We start from the raw sequence: 25,259 nt of genomic DNA on the forward strand, positions 1-25,259 counted from the left end.
CACTTTCAATTTGGTTCACAGCAAGAAGAAAGCCCCACTTCATCGTTGATGGAGTGGGGCTTTGAACTGTTGCCGCGCGTTGTTGCCGCCGCAGCTAGTTGAGGAAGTATGTGCGGTAGAGCGTGTCGCGCTGCACGGGGCGGAATCCGGCGTCGCGGATGATGCGGCGCAATTCCTCCTCAGTGGTGCAGTTGCTGGTGCCAGCAGCCTTCACCACGTTCTCCTCGATCATCACCGAACCCACGTCGTTGCCGCCAAAGCGCAGGCCCATCTGGAGCACCTTGAGGCCCTGTGTCACCCAACTGGCCTGCACGTTCTCAATGTTCTGCAGGTAGAGGCGCGAGATGGCCAGGGTCTTCAGGTATTCGACCGAGGTGGCCTCGTTCCAGCCGCGTCCGCCGAGCGCGGTGTGCTTGGGCTGGAAGGTCCAGGGGATGAACGCCGTGAAGCCGCCGGTCTCTTCCTGCAGGCGGCGGATGTGCTCAAAGTGATTGATGCGCTGCTCGAAGGTTTCGCCCACGCCGAACATCATGGTGGCCGTGGTGCGCATGCCGAGCTTGTGCGCAATGCGGTGTACGGAGAGCCACTCCTCGGTGCGGCACTTCAGGCGGGCAATCTTGAAGCGCACGTCGTCGTCGAGAATCTCCGCGCCGCCGCCGGGGATCGAATCCAGGCCGGCGTCCCGCAGGCGGCGGATGGTGTCCTCCACGCTGATGTTGCTGTACTCGGCGATGGCCAGAATTTCCGAGGCGGAGAAGCAGTGCAGGTGAACCTGCGGGAAGCGCTGCTTGATGCCCGACATCATCTGCTCAAAGTATTCAATCTTGAGGTCGGGGTGCAGGCCGCCCTGCATGAGCACGCCGGTGCCGCCCAGTTCCACGGTCTCGCGCACCTTGTCGTAAATGGTCTCGAAGTCGAGGACGTAGCCCTGCCCGGCGAGCGGTCCCTTCAGCGGCTTGTAGAAGGCGCAGAAGGTGCAGTACTCGGTGCAGTAGTTGGTGTAGTTGATGTTGCGGTCGATGATGTAGGTCACGACGCCTTCAGGGTGCAGGCGACGGCGCACGGCGTCGGCTTCCATGCCGATGCCGATCAGATCATCGGAGCGGAACATGTCGAGTGCTTGCTCGCGGGTCAGTGTCATCACAAATACCTGTGACGTATTGTAGCGGGGGCGGCGGCGCGGGGCAAAGGGGCGGAGCGCGGTTGGCGCGCTCCGCATGGGATTGGCCTATTTCTTGTCCGGCTTGGCGGCGGGGTCATCCATCGGCTTCATCCGCGGATGGCTGGTGGGTTTCTGGTCGGCTTTGGCTTTCACGGTGCGTCCGCCGTGGGCGATGATCTGCTCCTTCACCTTGTCATAGGTGGCCTGCGGAACAATGTTTTTCTTCACCAGATCGAGCTTGGTGGCATAAGGACGACCGGCGATGATTTTGTCGGCGTATGCGTCGCCGATGCCGGGGATGGTCTTCAACTGGTCCTTGGTCGCGGAGTTGATGTCGATCTTCTCCGCCGCAGCGGGCTTGGTGGCTGCCGGCTTGGCCGGAGCGGAACCGGTGGCGGGCTTGGCTTGCGCCATCAGCGTGGCGCAACCTAGGGCAAGCAGTGTGCAGAGCGCAAACGTGCGTAGCAGGAAACTCCTCTTCATCAGAAAACTCCTCTCAAGGGTGGTTTGAGGCCGGGGGACAAACGCGGCAGCACTCTAACATGCGGGGGCGGAGAGGGGAAGCGTGGCGTCTGTTCAGCCATGCCACCGTCTTCACGATGGCGTCATCCTGAGGAGCGTAGCGACGAAGGATCTGCTTTTGGCGGGCCTGTGCGCGGAAGCACGATGCCCCACTCGATCGTCTGAAAGTCAGGCGATACGAGTTGGGCAACAGCGATCGGAGTCTTGCTGGCCCGGCTACAGGAACGCGAGCTGCGGAGCCTTGGGGATCAGCTCGAACTGTTCGGCGTAGCGGAAGAACTGGCCGAGGCCGTCGAGGCAGGCAGTGTCGAGTTGGTAGTGGATGTTCTCGGTCAGGTAGTGGCGGATGTTCTCCGGCGTCAGGCCGAGCTTGGCCGACCACTCCTGCTGGATGACGTCGAGCGAGGAGGGCAGCAGGCCGTGGTCGCGCGAGCGCTGGAAGATGCCAGCGACGTCCAGACCCGGCTTCATCTCGCTCAACGCCTGGCGGCGGATCGTCCAGACGGCAAAGACGAACGGCTTGCCGGTGTGCTGGCGCCAGAGTTCCGCGAGGTCGTAGGCGTAGTAGCCCTCGGTGTTCACCAGCAGCGCGGGGTCGCCGATGATGAGTCCGGCGTCGGCGGCTTCCAGCATCGGTGCGAGTTTGGGCGCCATGGGAACCAGTTCGCGCTTGCCGCCGTAGAAGGCCGCCAGCAGCACCTGCAGCAGATTGACCGAGCTGCGCGAACTGGTGTCGACCGCGACTCGGCGGATCTGCTCGATAGGCACCTTGCTCACCAGCAGAATGGAGCGCACCTGGTTGAGCGCGGCGATGGTGATGCCGGGGATCACCAGAAGGTCGGGAATGGTGGCCGTGGTGAAGACCGGGATGATGCCAATATCGGCGCGGCCTTCACGCAGAGCCTGCGCGCAGGTGCTGGGCACGTCGTATTGGAAGGTGAAGTTCTCCTGCACCTCCTGCGAGGGGTTGTGATAGAAGTCCCACATCAGCGGTGCGGTGTTCAGAAACGAGATGGCGGAGATTCGAAGCGGACGCATAGAAGTTGTCATGAACCGATAAGCAACTTGTCATTGTACCCTGTGCGGAGCCGGGGTAGGATGGCGGCGCAACAAACAGGCAACAGAACGGGCAGGGCTGAGCAGTGGCGGGCACGCATGGCGTACGGGGAGGCACGCGATGGGGGCTGCGGAAGAACTCGGTCTGAAGTGGCATGAGCGCGAATGGCTGGCGCTGGCGTTGACGCCGGGGCTGGGTCCTACGCGCACGCGCAAGCTGCTGCAATACTTCCACGGGGTACAGCAGGTGTTCCGCGCGCCGCTGACGGAGCTGGAAGCCTCCGGCATTCCGGCGGCATCGGCGCAGAGCATCTTTGACGGAAGCTCGCTGCGGCTGGCCGACGAAGAGCTTGAGAAAGTCGCGGCGGCCAAAACGGTGCGGCTGATTGCGCTGGACACTCCCGAATATCCCGAACGGCTGAAGCAGATTTACGATCCGCCGCTGGTGCTGTACGTGCGCGGCGACGTGGCGGTGCTGAATGAAGTTGGCATCGCCATGGTGGGCACGCGGCACCCAACGCCCTACGGCATTGGCATGGCCGGACGGCTCGCCTGCGACCTTTCCGTCCGTGGCGTCATCATTATTAGTGGACTGGCTCGGGGGGTGGATGCCTTCAGCCACCGCGGAGCCATCGAAGGCAAAGGGCGGACGGTCGGCGTGCTTGGCACGGGCGTTGACGTCATCTATCCGCGCGAAAACCGCAAGCTCGCCGATCAGATTCTTGAAACCGGCGGCGCCATCATCAGCGAATTCGTGATGGGCACCATTCCAACGCCGCAGAATTTCCCCATACGCAATCGCATCATCAGCGGCCTGAGCTGTGGCGTGCTGGTGGTGGAGGCTGGTGAATACAGCGGCACGCGCATTACATCGCGGCTGGCGCTGGAGCAGTGCCGCGAAGTCTTTGCCGTGCCCGGCAACGTGACCAACCGCAACAGTTGGGGGCCAAACACGTTAATAAAACAGGGCGCAATTCTGGTGGCGACCTGGGAAGACGTGATGGAGGCGCTACCCAGTGAGCTGCGTCTGCGTCTACAACCCGTGGAGATCAAGGCCGAGGCGAAGACCGGGGATTTATTCGCCGAGGCTTCTGAGGCAAACGAAGAGAAGAAGGAAGCCGGCGCGGCCGAGCGCAAGCTGTATGCGCTCATCAAGGCCGATGAGTCCGTGCACATTGACACGCTGATGGAAAAGCTCGATGGGCAGTTGTCGTCGTCGGAGGTTTTCACGGCGTTGTTTGAATTGGAAATGTCGGGCCGAATCCGTCAGTTACCGGGCAAAAGTTACGTGCGAGTCTTCTGAGGGATTGGGCAAGAGGGCATGGAATCCTGTAGTATCACCGCCGGAGATTTCCTCGCGAACGGAGATCCGGGCGGCGAAGGTGGATTTGGGCAATCAGCGCCGTCCGTGCTAGCTTCAATTGGCAGTTGAGGAAAGGTAAGAGGTTACTTTGGCAAAAGGGTTGGTCATCGTCGAATCGCCGGCCAAGGCAAAGACGATTCAGAAATATCTTGGCAAAGGTTATGAGGTCGAAGCCTCTCTGGGCCACATCAAGGACCTTCCGAAGAAGGGTCTCGGCGTGGATGTTGAGAACAACTTCGAGACCGAGTACGAAGTCATTCCGGGCAAGGAAAAGGTTGTTGCCAAGCTGAAGAAGCTGGCCAAGGACGCCGATGCTGTCTACCTGGCGCCTGACCCTGACCGCGAGGGCGAAGCAATTGCCGCGCATCTGGCCGAAGAACTTGGCGCTGGCTCAAAGAAGAAGTCCGCCAAGCCCATCTTCCGCGTCACCTTCAACGAGATTACGAAGAAGGCCGTGCAGGAGGCTTTCAAGAAGCCGCGCGACATCGACTGGAACCTCGTCGACGCGCAGCAGACCCGCCGTGTGCTCGACCGCCTCGTGGGCTTCCAGGTTTCCCCGCTGCTTTGGGACAAGGTGCGCCGTGGCCTGAGTGCGGGCCGCGTGCAGACCGTGGCGCTGCGGCTGATCGTCGAGCGCGAACGCGAAATCAAGGCGTTTGTTCCGGTCGAATACTGGTCGCTGGATGCGCGGCTGGCCGCGAAGACCCCCCCGGCCTTTGACGCCAAGCTGGCGGGCACCAACCCGAAGGACAATGCGCTGCCCACGGGCGAGGCCGCCGAGGAGTTGCGCAAGAAGCTGGAGAAGGCGACCTGGACGGTTGCCTCGGTGGACAAGCGCGAACGCCGCCGCAATCCCATGGCGCCGTTCACCACCTCAAAGTTCCAACAGGATGCCTCGCGCAAGCTGGGCATGAGCGTGAAGCGCGCCATGATGCTGGCGCAGCGTTTGTATGAAGGCGTGGAACTGGGCGACGAGGGCACGGTCGGCCTCATCACCTATATGCGTACTGACTCCGTGCGCGTCAGCAATGACGCCATCACAGAGGTGCGCGAACTGATTCCGCGCGAGTACGGCGCCCCCTATCTTCCGGAAAGTCCGAACGCGTACAAGAGCAAGCAGCAGAACGCGCAGGAAGCGCACGAAGCCATCCGTCCAACCTCGGTGATGCGCACGCCGGAGAGCGTGGCAAAGTATCTGCAGGACGACGAGATGAAGGTCTACAAGCTGATCTGGCAGCGCTTCGTGGCCTCACAGATGACGTCCGCGGTTTTTGACCAGACGAACGTGGTGATCAACGCTGCGACCGATGGCAAGAGCTACGAATACCGCGTCACCGGTTCGGTGCTCAAGTTCGACGGCTTCCTCAAGGTTTATGAGGAGTCAAAGGACGCGAAGGACGAAGAAGACGAGGAGCTGAAGCACAAGCTGCCGGGGCTGGCCGTGGGCCAGGCGTTGACGCTCAAGGAACTGAAGCCGGAACAGCACTTCACCGAGCCGCCTCCGCGTTACAACGAAGCGTCGCTGGTGAAAGAGCTGGAAGAGCGCGGCATCGGCCGCCCGTCGACCTACGCGGCCATCATCAGCACCATTCAGGAGCGCCAGTACGTGCAGAAGACGCCCGGCCGCGGCGGCAAGTTCTTCCCGACCGAGATCGGCTTTGTGGTGGCGGACCTGCTGGTGGCGAACCTCAAGGACATCTTCGACACGCAGTTCACGGCGAAGATGGAAGAGGACCTCGACGAGGTCGAGGACGGCAAGCGCAAGTGGACCGATGCGCTGCGGGAGTTCTACGAAAAGTTTGAGCGGGACTTGGACTATGCGCAGAAGCACATGGAAAACATCAAGCGCATGGAAAAGCCCACGGACGAGAAGTGCGAGCGCTGCGGTTCGCCGCTGGTCATCAAGTGGGGCAAGCACGGCTCGTTCTACGCCTGCTCGGCCTACGACAAGAGCGACCCGAACAGCTGCACCTTCACCAAGGAAAACCCGATCGACCTTCCGGACCTCGACACGGCCGACGTGCAGGAGACCTCGCAGGAAGAGTATTGCGAGAACTGCGGCCGCCCGATGGTGCTCAAGCGCGGACGCTTTGGCCAGTTCATGGCCTGCACCGGCTACCCGGATTGCAAGACTACGCGCCGGCTCGACCAGGCCAAGAAGGCGCCGGATGTTCCGCTCGACGAGAAGTGCCCGCAGTGCGGCCGCCAGTTGCTGCTGCGCCACGGACGCTTCGGCGAGTTCATCTCCTGCTCCGGCTACCCGGAATGCAAGTGGGTGAAGCAGAACTTCATCGGCATGAAGTGTCCCGATTGCAAGACCGGCGAGATTGCGGAGAAGAAGGCGCGCAAGGGCAACATCTTCTACGGCTGCTCGAACTACCCGGACTGCACCTTCACTTCGGCCTACAAGCCGGTGGCGCAGGAGTGTCCGGAGTGCCACAGCCCGTACCTGATGGAGAAAACCACGAAGGAAGGCACGTTCCTCATCTGCCCGAACTCGCGCGGCAACGCCGCGGGCAAGGCCAAAGCCGCAAAGGGCAAGGCTGCGAAGGGCAAGAAGAAGGAAGCTCCCGCGGCGGAAACGCCAACCTGCACGTTCAGCAAGCAGATCGCCGGTCCGGCCGAAGAGCAGGGGCCGGAGCAGGCAACCGTCGCGTAACGCTCCAACTTCAACTGACCATCAAGGCCCTCCCGCGCGGAGGGCCTTTGTTATTGCGGTGCAGCACGGTGGGTGAGCGGCAGGGATGAGCCACACACTCTCCGGGCACCTTTGCGTTGCTGCGCAATGCCCGGCCGTGCGCTATGCTTTCCGGCGGAGGATTGAAATGATGAGTGCCCTTGCAAGCCAAGCTGATGCCGAACTGATTCTGAAGCTGTATGACCTGCGCCGCGAGCCGGTGATGCGCGAAGCGCGCAAGTATGTCTCGCAAATGCCGGTGACCAGCGCCGACGATGTGCTCAAGGTGATGAACGCCTTTGGCACGCAGGAAAACGCCTACTTCCGGCAGGCAACCAGCTTCTGGGAAATGGCCGCCACGCTGGTGCTGCACGGCGCGCTGCATGAGCATCTGTTCCTGGATAACGCAGGAGAAATGTTCTTCCTCTTTGCCAAGTTCTCACCCTACATGGCGGATATCCGCAAGGTTGCCGGGCCGCAGTTCATGGCCAACTCGGAAAAGCTGATTCACCGTACCGCCGAAGCCGAGGCTAAGCTGGCCGGCATGATCGCCCGCCAGAAGGCGATGGCCGAGCGCCGCGCGGCGGCTGCCGCAAGATAATTGCCGACCGGCGAGTCGTGTGACTCCCGCTTCCGCCCGCAACGGCGGAGGCGGGGCACGGCACTCGTTCTCGCGGACGGCACGAAATCAGGAAAAATGGTGCGGAAGCTGACCCCTCACTCCCGATTGTGAGTTAGGTCACAGCCGTTTTGTGCATGGGCGGCTGTAATGTTCGGTGATCGGAAAACTGCGGCGAATTTTGCACCGGAACGTCTCCGGCTGCGAGGGGTGGCCGCCAGCACAGGCGCTGCAAAAAGATGGCAATGCGCGGCGCGGGAAAACGGACAACATGATGCGAGAAAAAGTGACCATTGACGGCAACGAGGCAGCCGCCTATGTTGCGCACAAAGTGAATGAAGTCATCGCGATTTACCCCATCACTCCGAGCTCGCCGATGGGCGAGTGGAGCGACCAGTGGTCGAGCGACGGCAAGCCGAACATATGGGGCACGGTCCCTTCCGTGATTGAGATGCAGAGCGAAGCCGGTGCGGCGGGTGCGCTGCACGGCGCGTTGCAGGGTGGCACGCTGGCCACCACCTTCACCTCGTCGCAGGGCCTTCTGCTGATGATCCCGAACATGTACAAGATCGCCGGCGAGTTGACCTCGTGCGTGATGCACGTGGCCGCGCGCGCCGTGGCCGCGCAGGCACTGTCGATCTTCGGCGACCACCAGGACGTGATGGCTGTCCGCCAGACCGGGTGGGCGCTGCTGGCGTCAAACTCCGTGCAGGAAGTGATGGACACGGCGCTGATAGCTCAGGCCTCGACGCTCGAAGCTCGCGTGCCGTTCGTCCATTTCTTCGACGGCTTCCGCACTTCGCATGAGGTTGCCAAGGTCGAACAGCTCCTCATCGACGACATGAAGGCGATGATCCCGCTGGAACTGGTGGAAGCGCACCGCAAGCGCGCCCTCTCGCCGGATCATCCCATTCTGCGCGGCACCGCGCAGAACCCCGACGTTTACTTCCAGGCGCGCGAGACGGTGAACCCCTACTACCTCGCGGTGCCGACGATCGTGCAGAACGCGATGGACAAGTTTGCCGCGCTCACCGGCCGCCAGTACAAGCTCTACGAGTACCACGGTGCGCCGGACGCCGAGCACGTGGTGGTCGTCATGGGCTCCGGCGCCGAAGTGGCGCAGGAGACGGTGGAACACCTGCTGGCGAAGGGCGAAAAGGTTGGCGTGCTGAAGGTGCGCCTGTATCGTCCGTTTGCCGCCGAGTTGTTTGTGGATGCACTGCCCAAGACGGTGAAGGCGATTGCGGTGCTCGACCGCACGAAGGAGCCGGGCGCGACAGGCGAACCGCTTTACGTTGACTGCGTGACAGCCTTTGCCGAGGCGCAGGCGGCGGGCACGCTGCCGTTTGCGATGCCGAAAGTTGTGGGCGGACGCTACGGCCTGTCGTCAAAGGAGTTCACGCCCGCGATGGTGAAGGGCGTCTTCGACAACCTGTCGGCTGCGAAGTCGAAGAACCACTTCACGGTTGGCATTGTCGACGACGTGACGCACACCTCGCTCGACTACAACGCGGCGTTCTCCACCGAGGATGCCAAGACCGTGCGCGCGCTCTTCTATGGACTGGGCGCCGACGGTACGGTGGGCGCGAACAAGAACTCGATCAAGATCATCGGCGAAGACACGCCGAACAACGCACAGGGCTACTTCGTCTACGATTCGAAGAAGTCCGGCTCGGTCACCACCTCGCATCTGCGCTTTGGCCCCAAGCCGATTCACAGCAGCTACCTCATCACGCGCGCGAACTTTGTGGCCTGCCACCAGTTCAACTTCCTTGAGCGCATTGACGTGCTCAAGTATGCGGACGAGGGCGCAGTCTTCCTGCTGAACAGTCCGTTCGGCCCGAATGATGTCTGGAACGAGCTGCCGCTGACGGTGCAGAAGCAGATCATCGCCAAGAAGCTGAAGTTCTACGTCATCGACGGCTACCACGTGGCGCGTGAGACCGGCATGGGCGGCCGCATCAACACCATCATGCAGACGTGCTTCTTCGCCATCAGCGGTGTGCTGCCGCGTGAAGAGGCGATTGAGGCCATCAAGCATGCCATCAAGAAGACCTATGGCAAGCGCGGTGATGTTGTGGTGCAGAAGAACTACGCCGCCGTTGACCACGCGCTCGGCAACCTGTTTGAAGTGAAGGTTCCGTCCTCGGCCACGGCCACCCGCGACGTGCGCCCGCCGGTTCCGGCGCAGGCACCGGAGTTTGTGAAGGACGTGCTCGGCGCCATGATTCTGGGCAACGGCGACGACCTGCCGGTGAGCAAGCTGCCGGTGGATGGCACCTACCCCACGGGCACCGCGCAGTGGGAGAAGCGCAACATCGCCTTGGAGATTCCGCAGTGGGATGAGGCCCTCTGTATCCAGTGCGGCAAATGCGTGCTGGTGTGCCCGCACGCGGTCATCCGCGCCAAGGTGTATGACGCGGAACTGCTGAAGGGCGCGCCTGAGACCTTCAAGTCAGCCGAGGCGAAGTGGAAGAACTTCCCGAGCCAGAAGTACACGCTGCAGGTTGCGCCTGAGGATTGCACGGGCTGCGCGCTGTGCGTGGAAGCCTGCCCGGCGAAGTCGAAGACCGAGGTAAAGCACAAGGCCATCAACATGGTGCCACAGCCGGCGCTGCGCGAGAGCGAAGCGAAGAACTGGGACTTCTTCCTGGAACTGCCGGAGGTGGACCGCACGGCCCTCAGCTTCGGCCAGGTGAAAGACGTGCAACTGCTGCAGCCTCTGTTTGAGTTCAGCGGCGCGTGCTCGGGTTGCGGTGAAACGCCGTACATCAAGCTGCTGACGCAGTTGACCGGCGACCGCTCGGTGATTGGCAACGCCACTGGCTGCTCCTCCATCTACGGCGGCAACCTGCCGACCACGCCTTACACGCAGAACAAGGACGGGCGCGGCGTGGCATGGTCAAACTCGCTGTTTGAAGACAACGCGGAGTTCGGCCTGGGCATCCGGCTTTCCATCGACAAGCAGACCGAATACGCCCGCGAGCTGCTGGTGCGCCTGAACAAGGTGCTGCCGGAGGCGCTGGTGGAGGCACTGCTCAACGCGGATCAGTCGACCGAGGCGGGGCTGCGCGAGCAGCGCCAGCGTGTGGCCGACCTGAAGAAGGTGCTGGTCTCGCTCTCGCTGCCGGAAGCGAAGGAACTGTTCACGGTCGCCGACAAGCTGGTGAAGAAGGCGGTGTGGATCCTGGGCGGCGACGGCTGGGCCTACGATATCGGCTACGGCGGCCTGGATCACGTGCTGGCCTCAGGCCGCAATGTGAACATCCTCGTGCTCGATACGGAGGTCTACTCGAACACCGGCGGGCAGATGTCCAAGAGCACGCCGCGTGGCGCGGTGGCCAAGTTTGCGGCCGCTGGCAAGCATGCGCCGAAGAAGGACCTGGCGCTGATGGCGATGCACTACGGCACGGCCTACGTGGCGCGCGTGGCCATGGGGTCGAGCGACATGCACACGCTCAAGACGTTCCTGGAGGCGGAAGCCTTCCAAGGCCCGTCGATCATCATCGCCTACTCACACTGCATTGCGCACGGTTATGACCTGGTGCACGGGCTCGACCAGCAGAAGCTGGCCGTGCAGTCCGGACACTGGCCGTTGTTCCGTTACAACCCGGCTCTCATTGAGCAGGGCAAGAATCCGTTCCAGCTCGACTCCAAGGCGCCGACCGTGCCGCTGGAGAAGTACATCTACAACGAGACCCGCTACACCATGCTGCGGCAGAGCAATCCGACGGCCGCGGCCGAGTTACTGGTGGAGGCGCAGCGCGACGTGGAACTGCGCTGGAAGACCTACGAATACCTGGCGCAGCAGCCGGCGGCCAGCATTGCCGCGGCGTTGCAGGCGGTGGTGGCCGGTGAAGGCGCCAAGGGGGCGAATAATGATTGATCTCTCGACAAGCTACTGCGGACTGAAGCTGAAGACGCCGGTGGTGGTTTCGGCCTCGCCGCTCTGCCGCGAAATCGACAACCTGCGCAAGATGGAAGAGGAAGGCGCTGGCGCCATCGTGCTGCACTCGCTCTTCGAGGAGCAGATCAACCTGGAGTCCAACGCACTGGATGACTACCTGTGGCAGGGCTCCGACGTTTCACCCGAGGCGACCAACTACTATCCAGACCTGGGCAACTACAACCTCGGCCCGCAGGAGTACCTCGAGCACATCCGCAAGGCCAAGGCGGCGGTCAGTGTGCCGGTCTTCGGCAGCCTGAACGGTGTGAGCGAAGGCGGCTGGGTGGAATATGCCAAGCTGATGGAGGACGCGGGCGCCGACGGCCTCGAACTGAATGTCTATTTTGTGGCCAACAACTTCACGCAGGACAGCCTCACCATCGAGCATCAGTATCTGCACCTAGTGCAGGCCGTGCGCGCGCGGGTGAAGATTCCCGTCGCGGTGAAGATCGGCCCGTACTTCAGTTCGGTGGCCAATTTCAGCAAGCGCATGGAGCAGATGGGCGCCAACGCCCTGGTGCTCTTCAATCGCTTCTATCAGCCGGATTTCGACCTAGAAGCGCTGGAAGTAGTGCCGAACCTCGCGCTCAGCCGTTCGAGCGAGCTGACGCTGCGCCTGCACTGGGCGGCCGTGCTCTTCGGACGCGTGAAGATGGACCTGGCCATCACCGGTGGCGTACACACTCCGGCGGACGTGATCAAGTCCATGCTGGCGGGCGGGCGCGTGGCCATGACGACCTCGTCGCTGCTGGAAAAGGGCATCGGCCACATCCGCACGCTGGTGGACGGCGCGGCCAAGTGGGCCGAGGAGCACGAGTACGAGTCACTGGCGCAGATGCAGGGCAGCATGAGCCAGAAGAACGTGGCGAATCCGGCGGCCTTTGAACGCGGCAATTACATGAAGGTGCTGAGCAGCTACGTACTGCCGAAATAAGCAGTGAGTTTGCAGGTGGGGAAGAAGCCCGGGTGCGAACCCGGGCTTTTTCATGCGCGGATTCCGCGACGGGTAACGATGCTTCGCTCTGCCGGCCGCTGGCGCTGGGTAACGGTGCTGCGCACCTGCCGGCTGCTGGCGCTGGGCGGGTAACGCGGTTGCACCGCTTCCGGCCGCTGGCGCGTGGGGCGTGCTTTATAGCGCCTTGGTGTTGTACGATGGCGTGTTTGCTTTGGCAGGAATCGCCTGCCGGGCAACCTTCCCTGAACCATGCAAGGCGCTCGCGGAAGGCGGGCGCGGAATTCAGAAACGGAGATACGTATGCAACAACGTTTCCTGGCAGCGCTCGCGATCCTGTGCCTGTTCACCGGGATGGCAGCGGCCGACGAAGGCATGTGGCTGTTCAACAAGACACCGAAAGACCGCATCAAGGCCAAGTACGGCTTTGAACTGACCGACAAGTGGCTCCATCACGTTCAGACCGGCTCGGTGCGCTTCAACAACGGCGGTTCGGGCTCGCTGGTGTCGGCTGACGGACTGGTTTTCACCAACCATCACGTGGGCCGCGTCTGTCTGCAGCAGCTTTCCACCTCGGAGAAGGACTACATCAAGCAGGGCTTCTACGCGCCGTCGCAGGCCGAGGAAGGCAAGTGTCCTGACCTCGAACTGAACGTACTGATGGCGATCGACGACGTGACCGCCAAGGTGCAGGGCGCGGCCAAGCCGGGCATGAGCGTGGCCGAGCAGGGGCAGGCCATCCGCGCCGAGCAGTCGCAGTTGGAGACTGAGTGCGCCAAGGAAACCGGCATGCGTTGCGACGTGGTGACGCTCTATGCCGGCGGACTCTACCACCTCTACAAGTACAAGAAGTACACGGACGTGCGCGTGGTCTTTGCGCCCGAGGGCCAGATGGCCTTCTACGGCGGCGACCCTGACAACTTCGAGTACCCGCGCTACGACCTCGATATCACCTTCTTCCGCGTCTATGAGAACGACAAGCCGGTACACATCGATAACTTCCTCCAGTTCTCGCACGCGGGCATGAATGCCGGGGACCTGGTGTTTGTCTCCGGGCACCCGGGCGGCACCGAGCGCCTGCTGACCATGGCACAGCTTGAGTACCTGCGCGACGTGGCCACGCCGATCACACTCGATCGTCTGGAGCAGATGGACAAGGCACTGCATGAGTTCTCCGCCAAGTCGACGGAGAACGCGCGCGTCGCGGCCGACGACATCTTCGGCATTGAGAACTCGCTGAAGGCCTACAAGGGACGCCGCTGGGGCCTGAATGACAAGGAACTGATGGACGGCAAGCGCGCGGCTGAGAACAAGCTGCGCAAGTCCGTTGATGCCGACGCGAAGCTGAAGGCCGAGTACGGCGACGTGTGGGACAAGATCGCCGGGGCCGTCAGCAAGCAGCGCGAGCTGATGATGCCTTACACGCTGCTGGAGCGCCGCGCCGGTTTCTCCGGCGACCTGGCGGGCTACGCGCGCACGCTGGTGCGCGTCACGGCCGAGAAGCAGAAGCCGAGCAACAAGCGGATGCGCGAATACAGCGACTCCCGCCTGCCTTCGCTCGAACAGGGCCTGTTCTCCACGGCGCCAGTTTACAAGGCGCTGGATGAGGAGATGCTCACCAACTCGCTGCAGTTCATGGTGGGCAAGCTGGGCGCGGACAACGCGACGGTGAAGCAGGTGCTGAACGGCAAGACCCCGGCGGAGTTCGCGCACGAGGCCATTTCCAACTCGAAGCTCGACGATCCGGCGGTACGCAAACAGCTCTACGAGGGCGGCCCTGCGGCCGTGGAAGCCAGCAACGATCCGCTGATCGCGGTGATGCGCGCCATCGACCCTGAGGCCCGCAAGCTGCGTCAGCAGTGGGATGACGAAGTGCAGGCCGTGCTGGTGCAGAACAGCACCCGTCTGGCCAAGGCGCGCTTCGCTGTCGAGGGCGCCAACTCCTATCCGGATGCGACCTTCACGCTGCGCCTGAGCTACGGCACCATCAAGGGCTATGTGGACGACGGGCAGGGCACGGTGCCGAAGGGCACCAAGCTGGAGCCGTTCACGCACATGGGCGAAGTCTACGGCTACGCCGAAAAGCACGGCAACAAGGGTGACTACGAGCTGCCCAAGAGCTGGATTGCGGCCAAGTCGAAGATCAACCCGAAGACGCCGTTCAACTACGTCTCCACCGCCGATATCATCGGCGGCAACTCCGGCTCGCCGACCGTGGACAAGAAGGGCGAAGTGGTGGGCATCATCTTCGACGGCAACATTCAGTCGCTGCCCTGGGACTTCGCGTTTGAAGACCGCATCGGCCGCGCCGTGCACGTGGACGTGCGCGCCATCTTCGAGTCGCTGCGCAAGGTCTACGGCGCGGACGGGCTGGCCAACGAACTGTGGAACGGCGGATTGAAGAAGTAGTTTCCGCCGGGACCTCAAAGGGCCTTCTCCGGGAGGCCCTTTTTTGTGAGTTTATGTTTCGTATTTTGTTCGCTATACGCTAGGATAATTAGCGTGCAACTCGGAGGCTTCAATAGAAGCCTCGTTTTCGTTGAGTCAGTTGGGGCTTCGTTATGCCTGTGCGTAGGGTGTTGGTGTTATGCGGTTGCAGTCGGAGAATATCGCGGTGATCTTACGAACAATCCTTCGGGCGATTGCGGCGGCAGGTAAAGCTGTCGATGGTGTTTTCTTCGGATGGCTGTATTGGATATTGCAGAAGCGTGCGAATGAAGGATTGGCGCTGGACGTGTTGAATAGTTTCTACTTCATGTCTCCCAAACCACTTCGAGTGAAACAGGCAACCAGAGTGCTGCCGTTCGACTATGCCGAAGCCTCGATACTGTACGGGAACATTTGTCTGACATTCACGCGAGGGCGGAATGAGGTCAATGTTTCTGTCTCCCCGCGCAACAGGATTCGAGATGTCCATCCCCTGGAATGCGTGATTCCCGCAATGGAGGCGCGTCACATTACCTCGGACGACAGGAGCACGACACTTCTGGAAGCTGTGGGGCTCATACGGCCACGTTTGCAGGCCCTCAACGAGGCGTTTTCAGAAGAGTCTTACGCAGACTTGCAGCAGAGGCTGTAGTTGCGCATGTATCACTTGTTTTGATGTACCGCAGATTATCGTGATTTCAAAACGTTGAGTTGTTGCACTACGCCGACTCGACTTTATGGGCGCAGGAGAAGGCGATGCTCAACCGTACGTATTTCCATGTCGATATGGACGCCTTCTTCGTTTCGGTGGAGGAGCTGTTTGATCCTTCGCTGAAGGGCAAGCCCGTGGTGGTGGGCGGTCGCTCCACGGAGCGCGGCGTGGTGGCTGCGGCCAGCTACGCGGCGCGCAAGTTCGGGGTGCATTCGGCCATGCCGCTGCGGCAGGCCGCCAAGCTCTGCCCGCAGGCCATCTTTGTGGAGGGCCACCCGGAGCGCTACCGCGAGTGCTCGCACAAGGTGTATGAGGTGCTGCAACAGTTCTCGCCGCTGGTGGAAATGGCCTCGATCGACGAGGCGTACCTGGACGTGACGGGAACGGAGCGGCTCATCGGGCCTCCGCTGGTGGCGGCACACAAGCTGCACGCGCGCATGAAGGAGGCGACCGGGCTGAATTGCTCGATCGGGATCGCAGGCTCACGCGTGGTGGCCAAGGTCTGCTCCGATCAGGCCAAGCCGAACGGCATCCTGTATGTGCTGCCGGGCATGGAGGCCGCAGTGCTGGCGCCATTGGAGGTGAAGCGGCTGCCCGGCGTGGGCGAGGTCACCGAGCGGCGTCTGCACGAGATGGGCATTACAAAGCTTGGCCAACTGGCGAAGCTCGACGGGCAGGGGGTGTGGGCTTCGCTGGCAGGGAAGGCGCGCGGCGTTGACTCCGGCGGCTGGTATGACGAGGAGATTGGCGAGAGCGGCGACCCGAAGTCGATCAGCCACGAGCACACCTTCACCCGCGATGAAAGTGACCAGGCGGCGTTGGAGACCATGCTGGCGCGGCTGACGGAGATGGTCTGCCGGCGTCTGCGCGAGCACCAACTCCACGCGCGCACCGTGCAGCTCAAGCTTCGCTACAAGGATTTCACCACCATCACGCGCGCGCGCACGCTGGAGGCAGCCACGCAGCTCGACACCGACGTGTACGCCGCCATCCGCGAGCTGTTCCGCAAGAACTGGCGCAAGGGCGTCGAGGTGCGCCTGCTGGGCGTGCATGTCTCCGGCTTTGAGGGGGCTTCCGAGCAGATGCTGCTATTGCCGGACGCTCCGGCGAATCGCATGCGGCAGGCGCTGGGCGCGGTGGACAAGCTCCGCGACCGCTTCGGTGAGCGCGCCGTTTCGCTGGCCAGCGGCATGAAGGCAACCTTCCGCGAACGCATCCATGAGAACCCTGCGGCTCTGCCGGGCAAGGCTCCGGGCAAACCGCAGGGCAACGGGAAAGAGAAGAACTAGAGGTCCGCCTGCGCCAGCAGGTGCCCGACCCAATCCTGCGCCTCGGCCTGGTAGTGGAAGGCCTGTTGCTCGGTGCACTGCGCCTGCTCGCAGAGCATGGAAAGCGCCGACCAGTCTCCGCGCTCGCAGGCCACGGCCAGCCGCAGCGCCAGCCCGGAGGCGTTGCCGCCGCCGGTGAGCGCCTGCTTGCATTCGGGCGCGAGCGGGAGTTGTTCCAGCACTACGCGCATCGGCCGGTCGAGAATTGCATCCAGCAGCGAGAGCAGGCCGACGAGGAAGAGGTTGTGACCGGCCTCATCCACGTGCAGATGCATCTGCTCGCAGAAGCGGGCGCGCGTCAGCGCCAGCCGGATCAGCTCCGCCGGGCGTGTGCCGCCCATGCTCACGGCGGCCACCACGGAGACCCATTTGCGGATCTCGTTCTGCCCGAGCAGGCTCAGCGCGTGGCGTATGGACTTGACCGGAAACAGACCGAAGGCCGCTGAATTCAGGTAGCGCAGCAGCCGGTAGCAGAGCGACGGCTCGCGCAGGATGGCCTCCTCCACTTTCAGCAGGTCGAAGGTTGGCTCAAAGACCGTCTGAAGGATTTGCAGGTAGGCCATCTGCATGCATGGAATGTCATGCGCGCTGATCGTGGTGGGCCGGCAGAAGTAGTAGCCTTGAAAGAGCGTGTAACCGAGGCTCCTCAGGTGCTCGTACTGCTCGCGAGTTTCCACCTTTTCGGCCAGCAGTTGCAGGCCGCGCGGCAGGGCACGCTGGGCGATGCGAGCGCGTTCGGTTTCTGTCGTGCCTAGCACGTCGACCTTGAGAATGTCTGCCAGCGGCAGCAGCGCGCTGCGGTCGGTGGTGGAGATCACGTCGTCGAGCGCGATGACGTACCCGGCGGTCTTCAGCCCTTCAAGCGCGTCGATGATTTCATCGTCGACTGTGATGTCTTCGAGCACCTCCAGCACAACGGACTCGCGCGGCAGCAGCGTCACCGTGCCTTTCACGAGCAACTCCCGCGTGCAGTTGATGTAGGCGCGATGGCCGCCTGTCAGTTGGTAGGAGCCGAGAAAGAGCGAAAGATCAATGGTGGAGGCGCAGGCCAGCTCTCGGTCCACGTTCGGGAAGAAGTCGGTCAGGCCGTCACGAAAGAGCAGTTCATAGCCCACCACGCGCTCGTTGCGGTCGAGAATGGGCTGGCGCGCGATGAAGCGCACGCATTCGTCGGGCGGCGGCGGGGCGGCATTCTGGGGCGAAGTGTGTGAGCTGGCCGACACACCAATATCTTGGGGCAATCCGCTTTGCGCCAGACGCGCGCCACGCGCGGAAAGCGTGCCTGCTTCCTGTACTGGGCGCGCATGCGGCTTCGGGAATCACCGTGTGACTTAGGAGACTGCCTCGCGGGGAGGTTAGAATTCTGCAATGCAAATCAAATCAGAAGATGCCGTGATTTCTTGCCGTGAGCTGGGGCGCGGGCCGGATGTGGTCTTCGCGCATCCGTTTCCCTCGTCGCATGAATTCTGGTTGCCGGTGGCCGAGCACCTGGCCGACGAATACCACTGCGTGCTGGTGGACCTGCGCGGCATGGGGCAGTCGGAGACCGGGGAAGGCCCGGCGACGATGCGCCGACATGCGCAGGATATTCTGCGCGTCTGCGAGGAATTGGGCGTAAAGCGCGCAGCCTTCGCGGGCTGCTCCATCGGCGGCTACGTCGTGTTTGAGTTGTGGCGGCAGGCGCACGACCGCTTCCGGGCGATGGTGCTGGCAGACACGAAGTCCTCGGCCGACACGGATACCGAACGCGTCAACCGCCTGAAGATGGCCGACCGCGCCGAGCAGGAAGGACCGGAGCCGATTGTGGAGGCTATGATGCCGAAGCTGGTAGGTGAGAGCACGCTGCGCAATCGTCCGGACATTGTGGCCGCTGTGCGAGCTACCACCGCGCGCAGCACTGGGCACGGGCTGGCGGCGAACCTGCGCGGCATGGCCGAACGCGAGGACTCAACGCCCACGCTCGCGACAGTCGACGTGCCCACGCTGGTGATTGGCGGCGCGGAGGATGTGCCGAGCCCGCGCACGGAGCTCGAACGCATGGCGCGTGGCATACGCGGCGCGGAGTTGAAGATTCTTGAGCGCTGTGGCCATTTCGCGGCCTTTGAACAGCCAGAGGAGTTCACGGCCATCCTGCGCGACTTTCTGCGCCGGAGCGCGCGCTGAGCCGGGTACGCAGAGATGGCTTAGCAGTGATAGCGGCTGCGGTTAGAATAGTGCGAGCGTTCGCACAGGCAGCCTCAACCCAAGACACGGGCCCACGGTTCCTGGAAAGAGAGTTCACAGGTGAGCAGCAGAAAGTTGCACCCGGCAGCGTCGGTGGCGGGCAGTGTGCGCCCCGGCGGAGACAAGTCGATTTCGCACCGTTACGCCATGATGGCCGCCATTGCGGAAGGCACCACGAAGCTGGAGAACTTTTCCTCCGCCGCCGACTGCGCCAGCACGCTCGGCTGTGTGGCTGCCGTTGGCGCCAAGGTTCGCCGCAACGGAAATGCGGTTGAGATCGATGGCACGGCGGGCAACTTCACCGCGCCATCGGCAGAGCTTGACTGCGGCAATTCCGGCTCGACCATGCGCATGCTCTCGGGCATTCTGGCGGCGCAGCCGTTCACCAGCGTCATGACCGGGGACGACTCTTTGCGGCGTCGCCCGATGAAGCGCGTGATGGACCCGCTGGCGCAGATGGGAGCGCGCTTTGACTCGAGCGAGGGCCGCGCGCCGCTGACCATCCACGGCACAAAGCTGCACGCCATCGACTACGTGCTGCCGGTGGCGAGCGCGCAGGTGAAGAGCTGCGTGCTGCTGGCCGGGCTGTTTGCCGAAGGTGTGACCACCACCACCGAGCCGCTGGCCACGCGCGACCACACCGAGCTGGCGCTCAAGGCCTTTGGCGTGGAGCTGCAGCGCGAGGGCCTGAAGACCAGCGTGCGCGGTGGGCAGAAGCTGAAGGCCATCGAGGCCTACGTTCCCGGCGACATCTCTTCGGCGACATTTTTCCTCTGTGCTGCTGCGATTTTCCCCGGCTCCAAGCTAGTCCTTGATAACGTGCTGCTGAACCCGACGCGCGCCGTCATCCTCGACGTGATGGCTTCCATGGGGTTGAAGGTGGCTTTCCTGAACGTGCAGGAGCAGCACGGTGAGCTGATCGGCTCCGTGCAGGTGGAAGGCGGAGAGTTGAAGGGCGCGACAATTGCCGGAGCGCAGGCGGCGGCGCTGATTGATGAGCTGCCCGCGATTGCCGCCATTGCGCCTTATACGCGCGACGGCGTTGAAATCCGCGATGCGAAGGAGTTGCGCGTCAAGGAGTCCGACCGCATCAAGGCCGTGGCGCACAACCTGCGCGCCATGGGCGTGGAGTTTGAGGAGCGCGAGGACGGACTGCGCATTCCGGGCCAGCAGAAGCCGCACGGCGGGGAGCTTGAGTCGTTTGACGACCATCGCATCGCCATGGCCTTCAGCGTGGCCGCGCTGAAAGCGGAGGGCGAATCCGTCATGCACTCCAGCGAGGCCGTCGCTGTCAGCTACCCGGAGTTCTATGATGCGCTGGCGGCAGTGACGCGCGGCTGATCTAGCTCAGTGCGATAAGGCGCTGAGGTCCGGCTCCATGATGCGCAGCACAGGCTTGCCATCGACGTTCTGCAATGGCAAGTACACGCGGTGCGTTCCCGGATCAACGCAGATGGTGTGTGCGTGCGTCATGGCAAAGCGGCCAAGGGCGGTCAGCGCCTTGCCGGTTTCGCGGTACATCCACACTTCGCCGGATTCGGCTGCGACATAGACCACGCGCAGGCCGGGATCAAAGGCCAGCACATCGGGATCGCCGCCCACTGGATAGGTGCCAAGCACGGCGTGCGTCGTCAGATCAAAGAGCGCCAGCCGTGCGTTGCCCGCTCCGGCAATGAAGGCGAGGCGGTTCGCCGCGTCCAGCACGATGCCGTGGGCTTCCTTGATGCCGGGCAGGGGATAGCGCGCAACAATCTCCAGGCGAACCGGGTCGATTGCGACCAGCTCGTTGCGGTCGTGCACCGCGACCAGTATCTGGCCGGAGACGGCGTCATAGACCGTGTTGCCCGCGCCGCCGCCGAGCGAAATGCTCTTGAGGAGCTTTGCGGTCTGCGCGTCAAACACCACATCGGCGTCGCCATGCTCATCGGAGACGAACACTCGCTGCGTCTTCGGCTCATAGGCCACGCCATCCGGATACTTCATGCCCCCGCTCTTCGCCAGCGTCTTCAACGTACCGGCCTCCACAATCGCCAGCGCGTGCTCGCCGGTGACGGAGGCAAACACGCGGTCCACCTGCGGCACGGCCAGCACGCCGTGCACGTTGCTGAAGCCCGCGAGGTTCGCCAGCACCTTGTCCTGCCGCGCGTCAAAGACGATGAGATGGTCGTCATTCATGTGCGCAATGTAGAGGCGTGAATTCACCGCATCAAAGCTCTGGTAGTCAAAGCGCACGGCGCGTCCGGGCAGGGGAATGTCGGCGGCGGTCTTGAGCGGGGCGGTGTTGGTGCGCGTCTGCGCGGAATTGCAGGCGGTGAGAAGCAACAGGCTCAGCAGGGCGGCGGCGAGAGGACGCATAGGCAGATGATTGTGCGGGAGCGGTGCCGGGCCGTCAATCCTGCCAAGGTGGGGTTTCGGCGGGCATAGCCAAAGGGGAGCCGCAGCTCCCCTTTGGAATCTTCCAGGTAAAAGCTATTGCGGGTCGAGTGCGGCGCGGGTGTTGCTATGCGCGCTGGCGGGCCGGTTCAATTCGGCAATAATCTCCAGCGAGGTGGGCACCACCATCTCGTGACGCTTGATCAGCGCGTGTCCGCCGCTGATGGCCGCGCCCGAACCGGCCCCAACCAGCATGCCGACCGGCCCGGCGACAATCACGCCGGCAACCGCGCCGGTGCCGCTCAGTGCAACGGTCTCCACGTTCTGTAACCCGTGCACGCCCGGTCCCTTGATGCGGCCTTCATCGGTCACCTTGTAGCGGCCCGGATCGGCTGTGTCCACAATCACCGCCGTGATGTTGATGACCGTACCGTCGGTCATCACGATGCTCTCCGGGCGCAGTCCGATGGAAGAGTGTCCGGCGTATCGGCGCGGCTCCTGCGTGTTCAGCACCGTGCCGTTCAGGCTGGCTCCGGCCGGGACCACCACGATTCCGTTGACGAGCACGGGGCGGCTCAGACGCGCGATGAACGTGTCGCCGGGCTTGTTGCCGCGGGTGGAAACCACGCGCTCCAGGCGGAAATAGAGTGCCGTGCCGGAGGGCAGCAGTGCGTTGGGCGAAGCCTTGCGCGCACCTAGTTGCGGGGCCTGTTCATCGGCGTAGCGGGGGCCCGCGAGCTCATCCGTGGAATCCGTCCGGGCGGCAGAGGGCTTGGAGCTTTGCGCAACGGCGGCGCAGCTCATCAGCATCAGCAGCAAAAACACACCAAGTTTCTTCACAAAGCCTCCTGCGGCGCGGCCGGCCACGCGCCGGAATTGGCGCGGCAGCGGCATGCGCGGGCGAAAGACGTCGAACGCCCTCATGCAAACTGTATTCGACCGGGCGCAGCGAAACAATCGCCAGGAAGGGGGAAGAATCAGCGAAGGAAACAGGCACGGAGCGGCTCCGGAACACTCGGAGGCAGGCGATTGAGCGCACGAAGTATAGGTGGAAAGCGGTGGGCAGAGGCGTGGCGGGGGCACGCGCAGCCCCCGCCTAAAGCCGCTACTGCGGAACCTCGGTGAGTGGCAGGTCCCAGTGCGCCAGCAGAATCTCAAAGCGGCGCTGTTCCTCCTGCCGGAAAGTCGTCTGGTCGGGGAAGAGTTGCTTCTGCAACGCCGCCTCGTCGAAGGCCGAGTTGGCGACGGTGGCGTTCTTGAAGACCAGCGTCACGCGGTAGTCCCAGCGCGCGTCCTCGGTCATGTGGTTTGAGGGCGTCTCAATCTTGACCGAGACGAGACGGCCCATCTCCATTTCCTTCTTCAGCAGTGGCAGGTGGTTCTTCTTGAAGAGCGCAAGGAACTCTTCCTGGTGCCCCCAGCGAACCTTGTAGTAGTACTCCATCACGTAGGGCGCGTCGGCGGCATTCTTGGGCGGGGCCGACTGCGCCACGGCAGGCAGCGCCAACATCAGCAGATACACGGCGAGCAGGGCGGCGGGAAGCAGTTTGCGCATGTGTCTCTCCTCGGAGGAAATGGTGGAGGGGATGATAGCGCAACGCTGATAAGGCGGGAAGCCCTCCCGTCCAGGCGCCAATGCCAACGGAGCATAAACAGCACTCCCCGCGTCGTGTGGCGCGGGGAGTGGGCTTGCCGTGATGCGTTTCTTGCCGGCTTACTTCTTCATCAGCGAAGGCTTGAAGCGCCGTGCGCCGAGCAGTTCGTCGGCCAGCGGGTTGGCGTTGTAGATCTTGCGCAGCGCCTCAATGATGCCGCGCGAATCGGTCAGCACCGAGCGGCCCACCTGGTCGTCAAAGTAGAAGTTCCACGGCAGCGACTGGATGTTGCCGTCGAACAGGATGCCGATGACTTCGCCTTCGGTGTTCACCGCGGGCGAGCCCGAGTTGCCGCCGATGCTGTCGGCGGTGTTGGCCGTGTCGAGCACGGTCTTCATGTCGAGCTTGTCCTTGGCCTTGTGGTAGCTGTCGGGCAGCTTGTAGGGAGCCTTGCCGCCGTTGGCCGCCTCATGCGCGAAGGCGCCGCCGAAGGTGGTGAAGAAGGGAACCTTCTTGCCGTTCTCCGTGTACCCCTTCACCTGTCCGTAGCTCAGGCGCAGCGTGCCGGTGGCGTCCGGCGCAACCTCGGTGCCGTAGAGCTTGAAGCGGGCCTTGGCGATGAGCGCGCCGTTCTTGCGAACCACGGAATCCACGTGGTCCTCAACATCCTTACGAACGGCGCGGTTCTCGGCGTCGATCTGCTTGATGAGTGCGATCATCGGGTCGACCGTGGCGTCCACGGCCACCTTGCCGCCCTCCCAAAGCTCCTTGCGGAAGGCCTCGTCGCCAAGGTGCGAACCGGCGACCAACTCCTTGGCCCGCTCCGCCGGAGTCTTGCCGGCCAGCACGGTCTTCAGGTACGGATCGTCGGCGGGCAGACCGGCGGCCATCAGCTTCAGGCCTTCGGTGAGCTGCATCTGTTCCAGTTCCGGAGAGTAGGGCACGGCCGCGAAGAGGTTGGCCTTCACGGCCGGGAGGCTCTTCTCCCGGTAGGCGCGTTCGCGCTTCTCGTCCGGCTTTGTGCGCTCCTCGGCGGAGCGAACCAGCACGCGGGCCATCTGGGCCAGACGTCCGGGGATGGCGCCCTCGCCCTTATACGTGATGCGGGCAAAGTTCTGGCGCTGCCACTGGTAGGCGGCGGCAATGGCGTCCCAGGCGCCGGAGGCGTCGGCCAGCTTGGGGTCCTTTGCCACGGCGTCACGCAGCTTGCGTTCGGCGGCGGCCTTCTCGGCCATCACGCGCTTGTCGGTCAGGCCGGAGTTGTAGCCGGTGATGGCCTTGTAGCTGTTCTGAGCGCCAAACAGCACGCGTTCGGAGACGCGGGCGTTCTCGGGGCTGCTGGCTCCGAAGGAGAGCAGAGCGTCAATATTTGTCTTGAGCGTGTGCAGGCGCGCCGGGTAGGCCACGTCGCGCAGATACTCAAGCTGCGCCATGGTCTGCAGGCGGCCGGTGGAGCCGGGGTGCCCGGAGACGAAGATCAGGTCGCCTTCCTTCACGCCCGAGACGCTCCACTGCAAGTAGTCTTCAATCGGCGCCGGGCGGTCGTTCTCGTAGGCGCGCAGGAAGGTGATGTCGAGGTCGTAGCGTGGATAGGTGAAGTTGTCGGGGTCTCCGCCGAAGAAGGCGGCGTCGAACTCGGGAGCCATCACCAGGCGCACATCGTTGTAAAGCTTGTAGCGGTAGAGCTGGTACATGCCGCCGGAGTAGAGCGTGACCACGTCGCAGCGTTGGTGCTGCGCGGGGTTGCTGCACTCGCGGGCCAGCGATTCGGACATGGTGCGCTGTGCGGCACCGGCTTCGGCGTCACTCATGCCCGGCTTGGCCGCGCCTTCTACTTCCTTGGTGATGTCGCGGATCTCGACCAGGTTCTGCACCTCGAGGCCGGGGCATTTGGGCTCCTGCTCGCGGGTGGGAGCATAGAAGCCTTCCTTCATGTAGTCGTGCTCGGCGGTGGAGATGTTGTGCACGCAGCCGGCGGCGACGTGGTGATTGGTGAAGATCAGCCCGTCGGCCGAGACAAAGCTGCCGCTGGCTCCACCCGGCTTTACCGAAGCCTTGCGGAGATGATCCAGAAACTGCTGCGAGGGGGAAAACTTGTATTTGGCCTTCACTTTGGCCGAGGGAAAGGCGTTATACAGCCACATGCCTTCATCGGCCATGGCCGAGGCAGAGGCGAGCAGCAGGGCGGCCATTCCACAGAGGATCCAGCGCGATTTCATGGGTGCTCCAGAGGGGCCGCAGCTCCGGCCCGGGGAAATAAGAAAGTATGGGTGTTTATACAGCGAGGCACACCCGGTGGGCAAA

18 protein-coding genes are annotated in these 25,259 nt (G+C 63.1%); 10 read left to right on the forward strand and 8 right to left on the reverse strand.

Going from position 1 to position 25,259, the window contains the following annotated elements:
• Window positions 1-94: 94 nt before the first annotated feature.
• The 3 genes from mqnC to AC6IZO_RS03625 all read right to left on the reverse strand — a co-directional run bounded on the left by mqnC (window position 95) and on the right by AC6IZO_RS03625 (window position 2,722).
• A complete protein-coding gene (gene mqnC, locus AC6IZO_RS03615) occupies window positions 95-1,141 on the reverse strand; it encodes a cyclic dehypoxanthinyl futalosine synthase (RefSeq protein ID WP_497808104.1) in 1,047 nt (348 codons plus the stop codon).
• 87 nt (window positions 1,142-1,228) lie between these two features.
• On the reverse strand, window positions 1,229-1,645 hold the full coding sequence (locus tag AC6IZO_RS03620; protein WP_497808106.1) for a ComEA family DNA-binding protein: 417 nt from the start codon (window positions 1,643-1,645) through the stop codon (window positions 1,229-1,231).
• 255 nt (window positions 1,646-1,900) lie between these two features.
• Window positions 1,901-2,722 (reverse strand): menaquinone biosynthetic enzyme MqnA/MqnD family protein, encoded by an 822-nt coding sequence (locus AC6IZO_RS03625; protein WP_497808108.1) that lies wholly within the window; start codon window positions 2,720-2,722, stop codon window positions 1,901-1,903.
• A 139-nt stretch (window positions 2,723-2,861) separates the two neighbouring features.
• Between AC6IZO_RS03625 and dprA the strand changes: the two genes are divergently transcribed.
• From dprA to dinB, 8 genes are all read left to right on the forward strand, one after another.
• Window positions 2,862-4,043, forward strand: a complete 1,182-nt coding sequence (gene dprA / locus AC6IZO_RS03630; protein WP_497808110.1) for a DNA-processing protein DprA — start codon at window positions 2,862-2,864, stop codon at window positions 4,041-4,043.
• A gap of 148 nt (window positions 4,044-4,191) precedes the next feature.
• Window positions 4,192-6,762 (forward strand): type I DNA topoisomerase, encoded by a 2,571-nt coding sequence (gene topA, locus AC6IZO_RS03635; protein ID WP_497808112.1) that lies wholly within the window; start codon window positions 4,192-4,194, stop codon window positions 6,760-6,762.
• 169 nt (window positions 6,763-6,931) lie between these two features.
• Complete coding sequence (locus tag AC6IZO_RS03640) at window positions 6,932-7,381, forward strand: DUF4760 domain-containing protein (protein ID WP_497808114.1); 450 nt, start codon at window positions 6,932-6,934, stop codon at window positions 7,379-7,381.
• A gap of 289 nt (window positions 7,382-7,670) precedes the next feature.
• A complete protein-coding gene (gene nifJ, locus AC6IZO_RS03645) occupies window positions 7,671-11,285 on the forward strand; it encodes a pyruvate:ferredoxin (flavodoxin) oxidoreductase (protein ID WP_497808116.1) in 3,615 nt (1,204 codons plus the stop codon).
• Window positions 11,278-12,279 carry a dihydroorotate dehydrogenase-like protein gene (locus AC6IZO_RS03650; protein WP_497808118.1) on the forward strand — a complete coding sequence of 334 codons (1,002 nt, stop codon included), beginning with the start codon at window positions 11,278-11,280 and terminating at the stop codon, window positions 12,277-12,279. The genes nifJ and AC6IZO_RS03650 overlap by 8 nt, the downstream gene beginning before the upstream one ends.
• 321 nt (window positions 12,280-12,600) lie before the next feature.
• Window positions 12,601-14,706 (forward strand): S46 family peptidase, encoded by a 2,106-nt coding sequence (locus AC6IZO_RS03655; RefSeq protein ID WP_497808120.1) that lies wholly within the window; start codon window positions 12,601-12,603, stop codon window positions 14,704-14,706.
• 178 nt (window positions 14,707-14,884) lie between these two features.
• Window positions 14,885-15,376 (forward strand): hypothetical protein, encoded by a 492-nt coding sequence (locus AC6IZO_RS03660; RefSeq protein WP_497808122.1) that lies wholly within the window; start codon window positions 14,885-14,887, stop codon window positions 15,374-15,376.
• Between the two features lie 104 nt (window positions 15,377-15,480).
• Window positions 15,481-16,725: a DNA polymerase IV gene (gene dinB, locus AC6IZO_RS03665; RefSeq protein WP_497808124.1), complete on the forward strand. Its 1,245-nt coding sequence runs from the start codon at window positions 15,481-15,483 to the stop codon at window positions 16,723-16,725.
• Here dinB and AC6IZO_RS03670 read toward each other — a convergent pair.
• Window positions 16,722-17,987: an EAL and HDOD domain-containing protein gene (locus tag AC6IZO_RS03670; protein ID WP_497808126.1), complete on the reverse strand. Its 1,266-nt coding sequence runs from the start codon at window positions 17,985-17,987 to the stop codon at window positions 16,722-16,724. The two genes, dinB and AC6IZO_RS03670, sit on opposite strands and share 4 nt — an antisense overlap.
• Window positions 17,988-18,156: 169 nt before the next feature.
• On the opposite strand from AC6IZO_RS03670, the gene AC6IZO_RS03675 reads away from it, so the two are divergent.
• Both AC6IZO_RS03675 and aroA read left to right on the forward strand, forming a co-directional pair.
• The gene (locus AC6IZO_RS03675; protein WP_497808128.1) at window positions 18,157-18,927 is read left to right on the forward strand and encodes an alpha/beta fold hydrolase; all 771 of its coding nucleotides are present in this window, start codon (window positions 18,157-18,159) and stop codon (window positions 18,925-18,927) included.
• A 120-nt stretch (window positions 18,928-19,047) separates the two neighbouring features.
• Window positions 19,048-20,328, forward strand: coding sequence for a 3-phosphoshikimate 1-carboxyvinyltransferase (gene aroA / locus AC6IZO_RS03680; protein ID WP_497808130.1), 1,281 nt, complete (start codon window positions 19,048-19,050; stop codon window positions 20,326-20,328).
• Window positions 20,329-20,334: 6 nt separating this feature from the next.
• On the opposite strand, the gene AC6IZO_RS03685 is transcribed toward aroA, so the two are convergent.
• The 4 genes from AC6IZO_RS03685 to AC6IZO_RS03700 form a co-directional block, all read right to left on the reverse strand.
• Window positions 20,335-21,342 (reverse strand): YncE family protein, encoded by a 1,008-nt coding sequence (locus AC6IZO_RS03685; RefSeq protein ID WP_497808132.1) that lies wholly within the window; start codon window positions 21,340-21,342, stop codon window positions 20,335-20,337.
• 114 nt (window positions 21,343-21,456) lie between these two features.
• Entirely contained in the window at window positions 21,457-22,200 is a 744-nt protein-coding gene (locus AC6IZO_RS03690; RefSeq protein WP_497808134.1) for a hypothetical protein, read from the reverse strand.
• Window positions 22,201-22,465: 265 nt separating this feature from the next.
• Window positions 22,466-22,915, reverse strand: a complete 450-nt coding sequence (locus tag AC6IZO_RS03695) for a hypothetical protein (protein WP_497808136.1) — start codon at window positions 22,913-22,915, stop codon at window positions 22,466-22,468.
• 159 nt (window positions 22,916-23,074) lie between these two features.
• A complete protein-coding gene (locus tag AC6IZO_RS03700) occupies window positions 23,075-25,174 on the reverse strand; it encodes a S46 family peptidase (protein ID WP_497808138.1) in 2,100 nt (699 codons plus the stop codon).
• Window positions 25,175-25,259: the final 85 nt, after the last annotated feature.

The organism is Oryzophilus luti, from assembly GCF_059726245.1.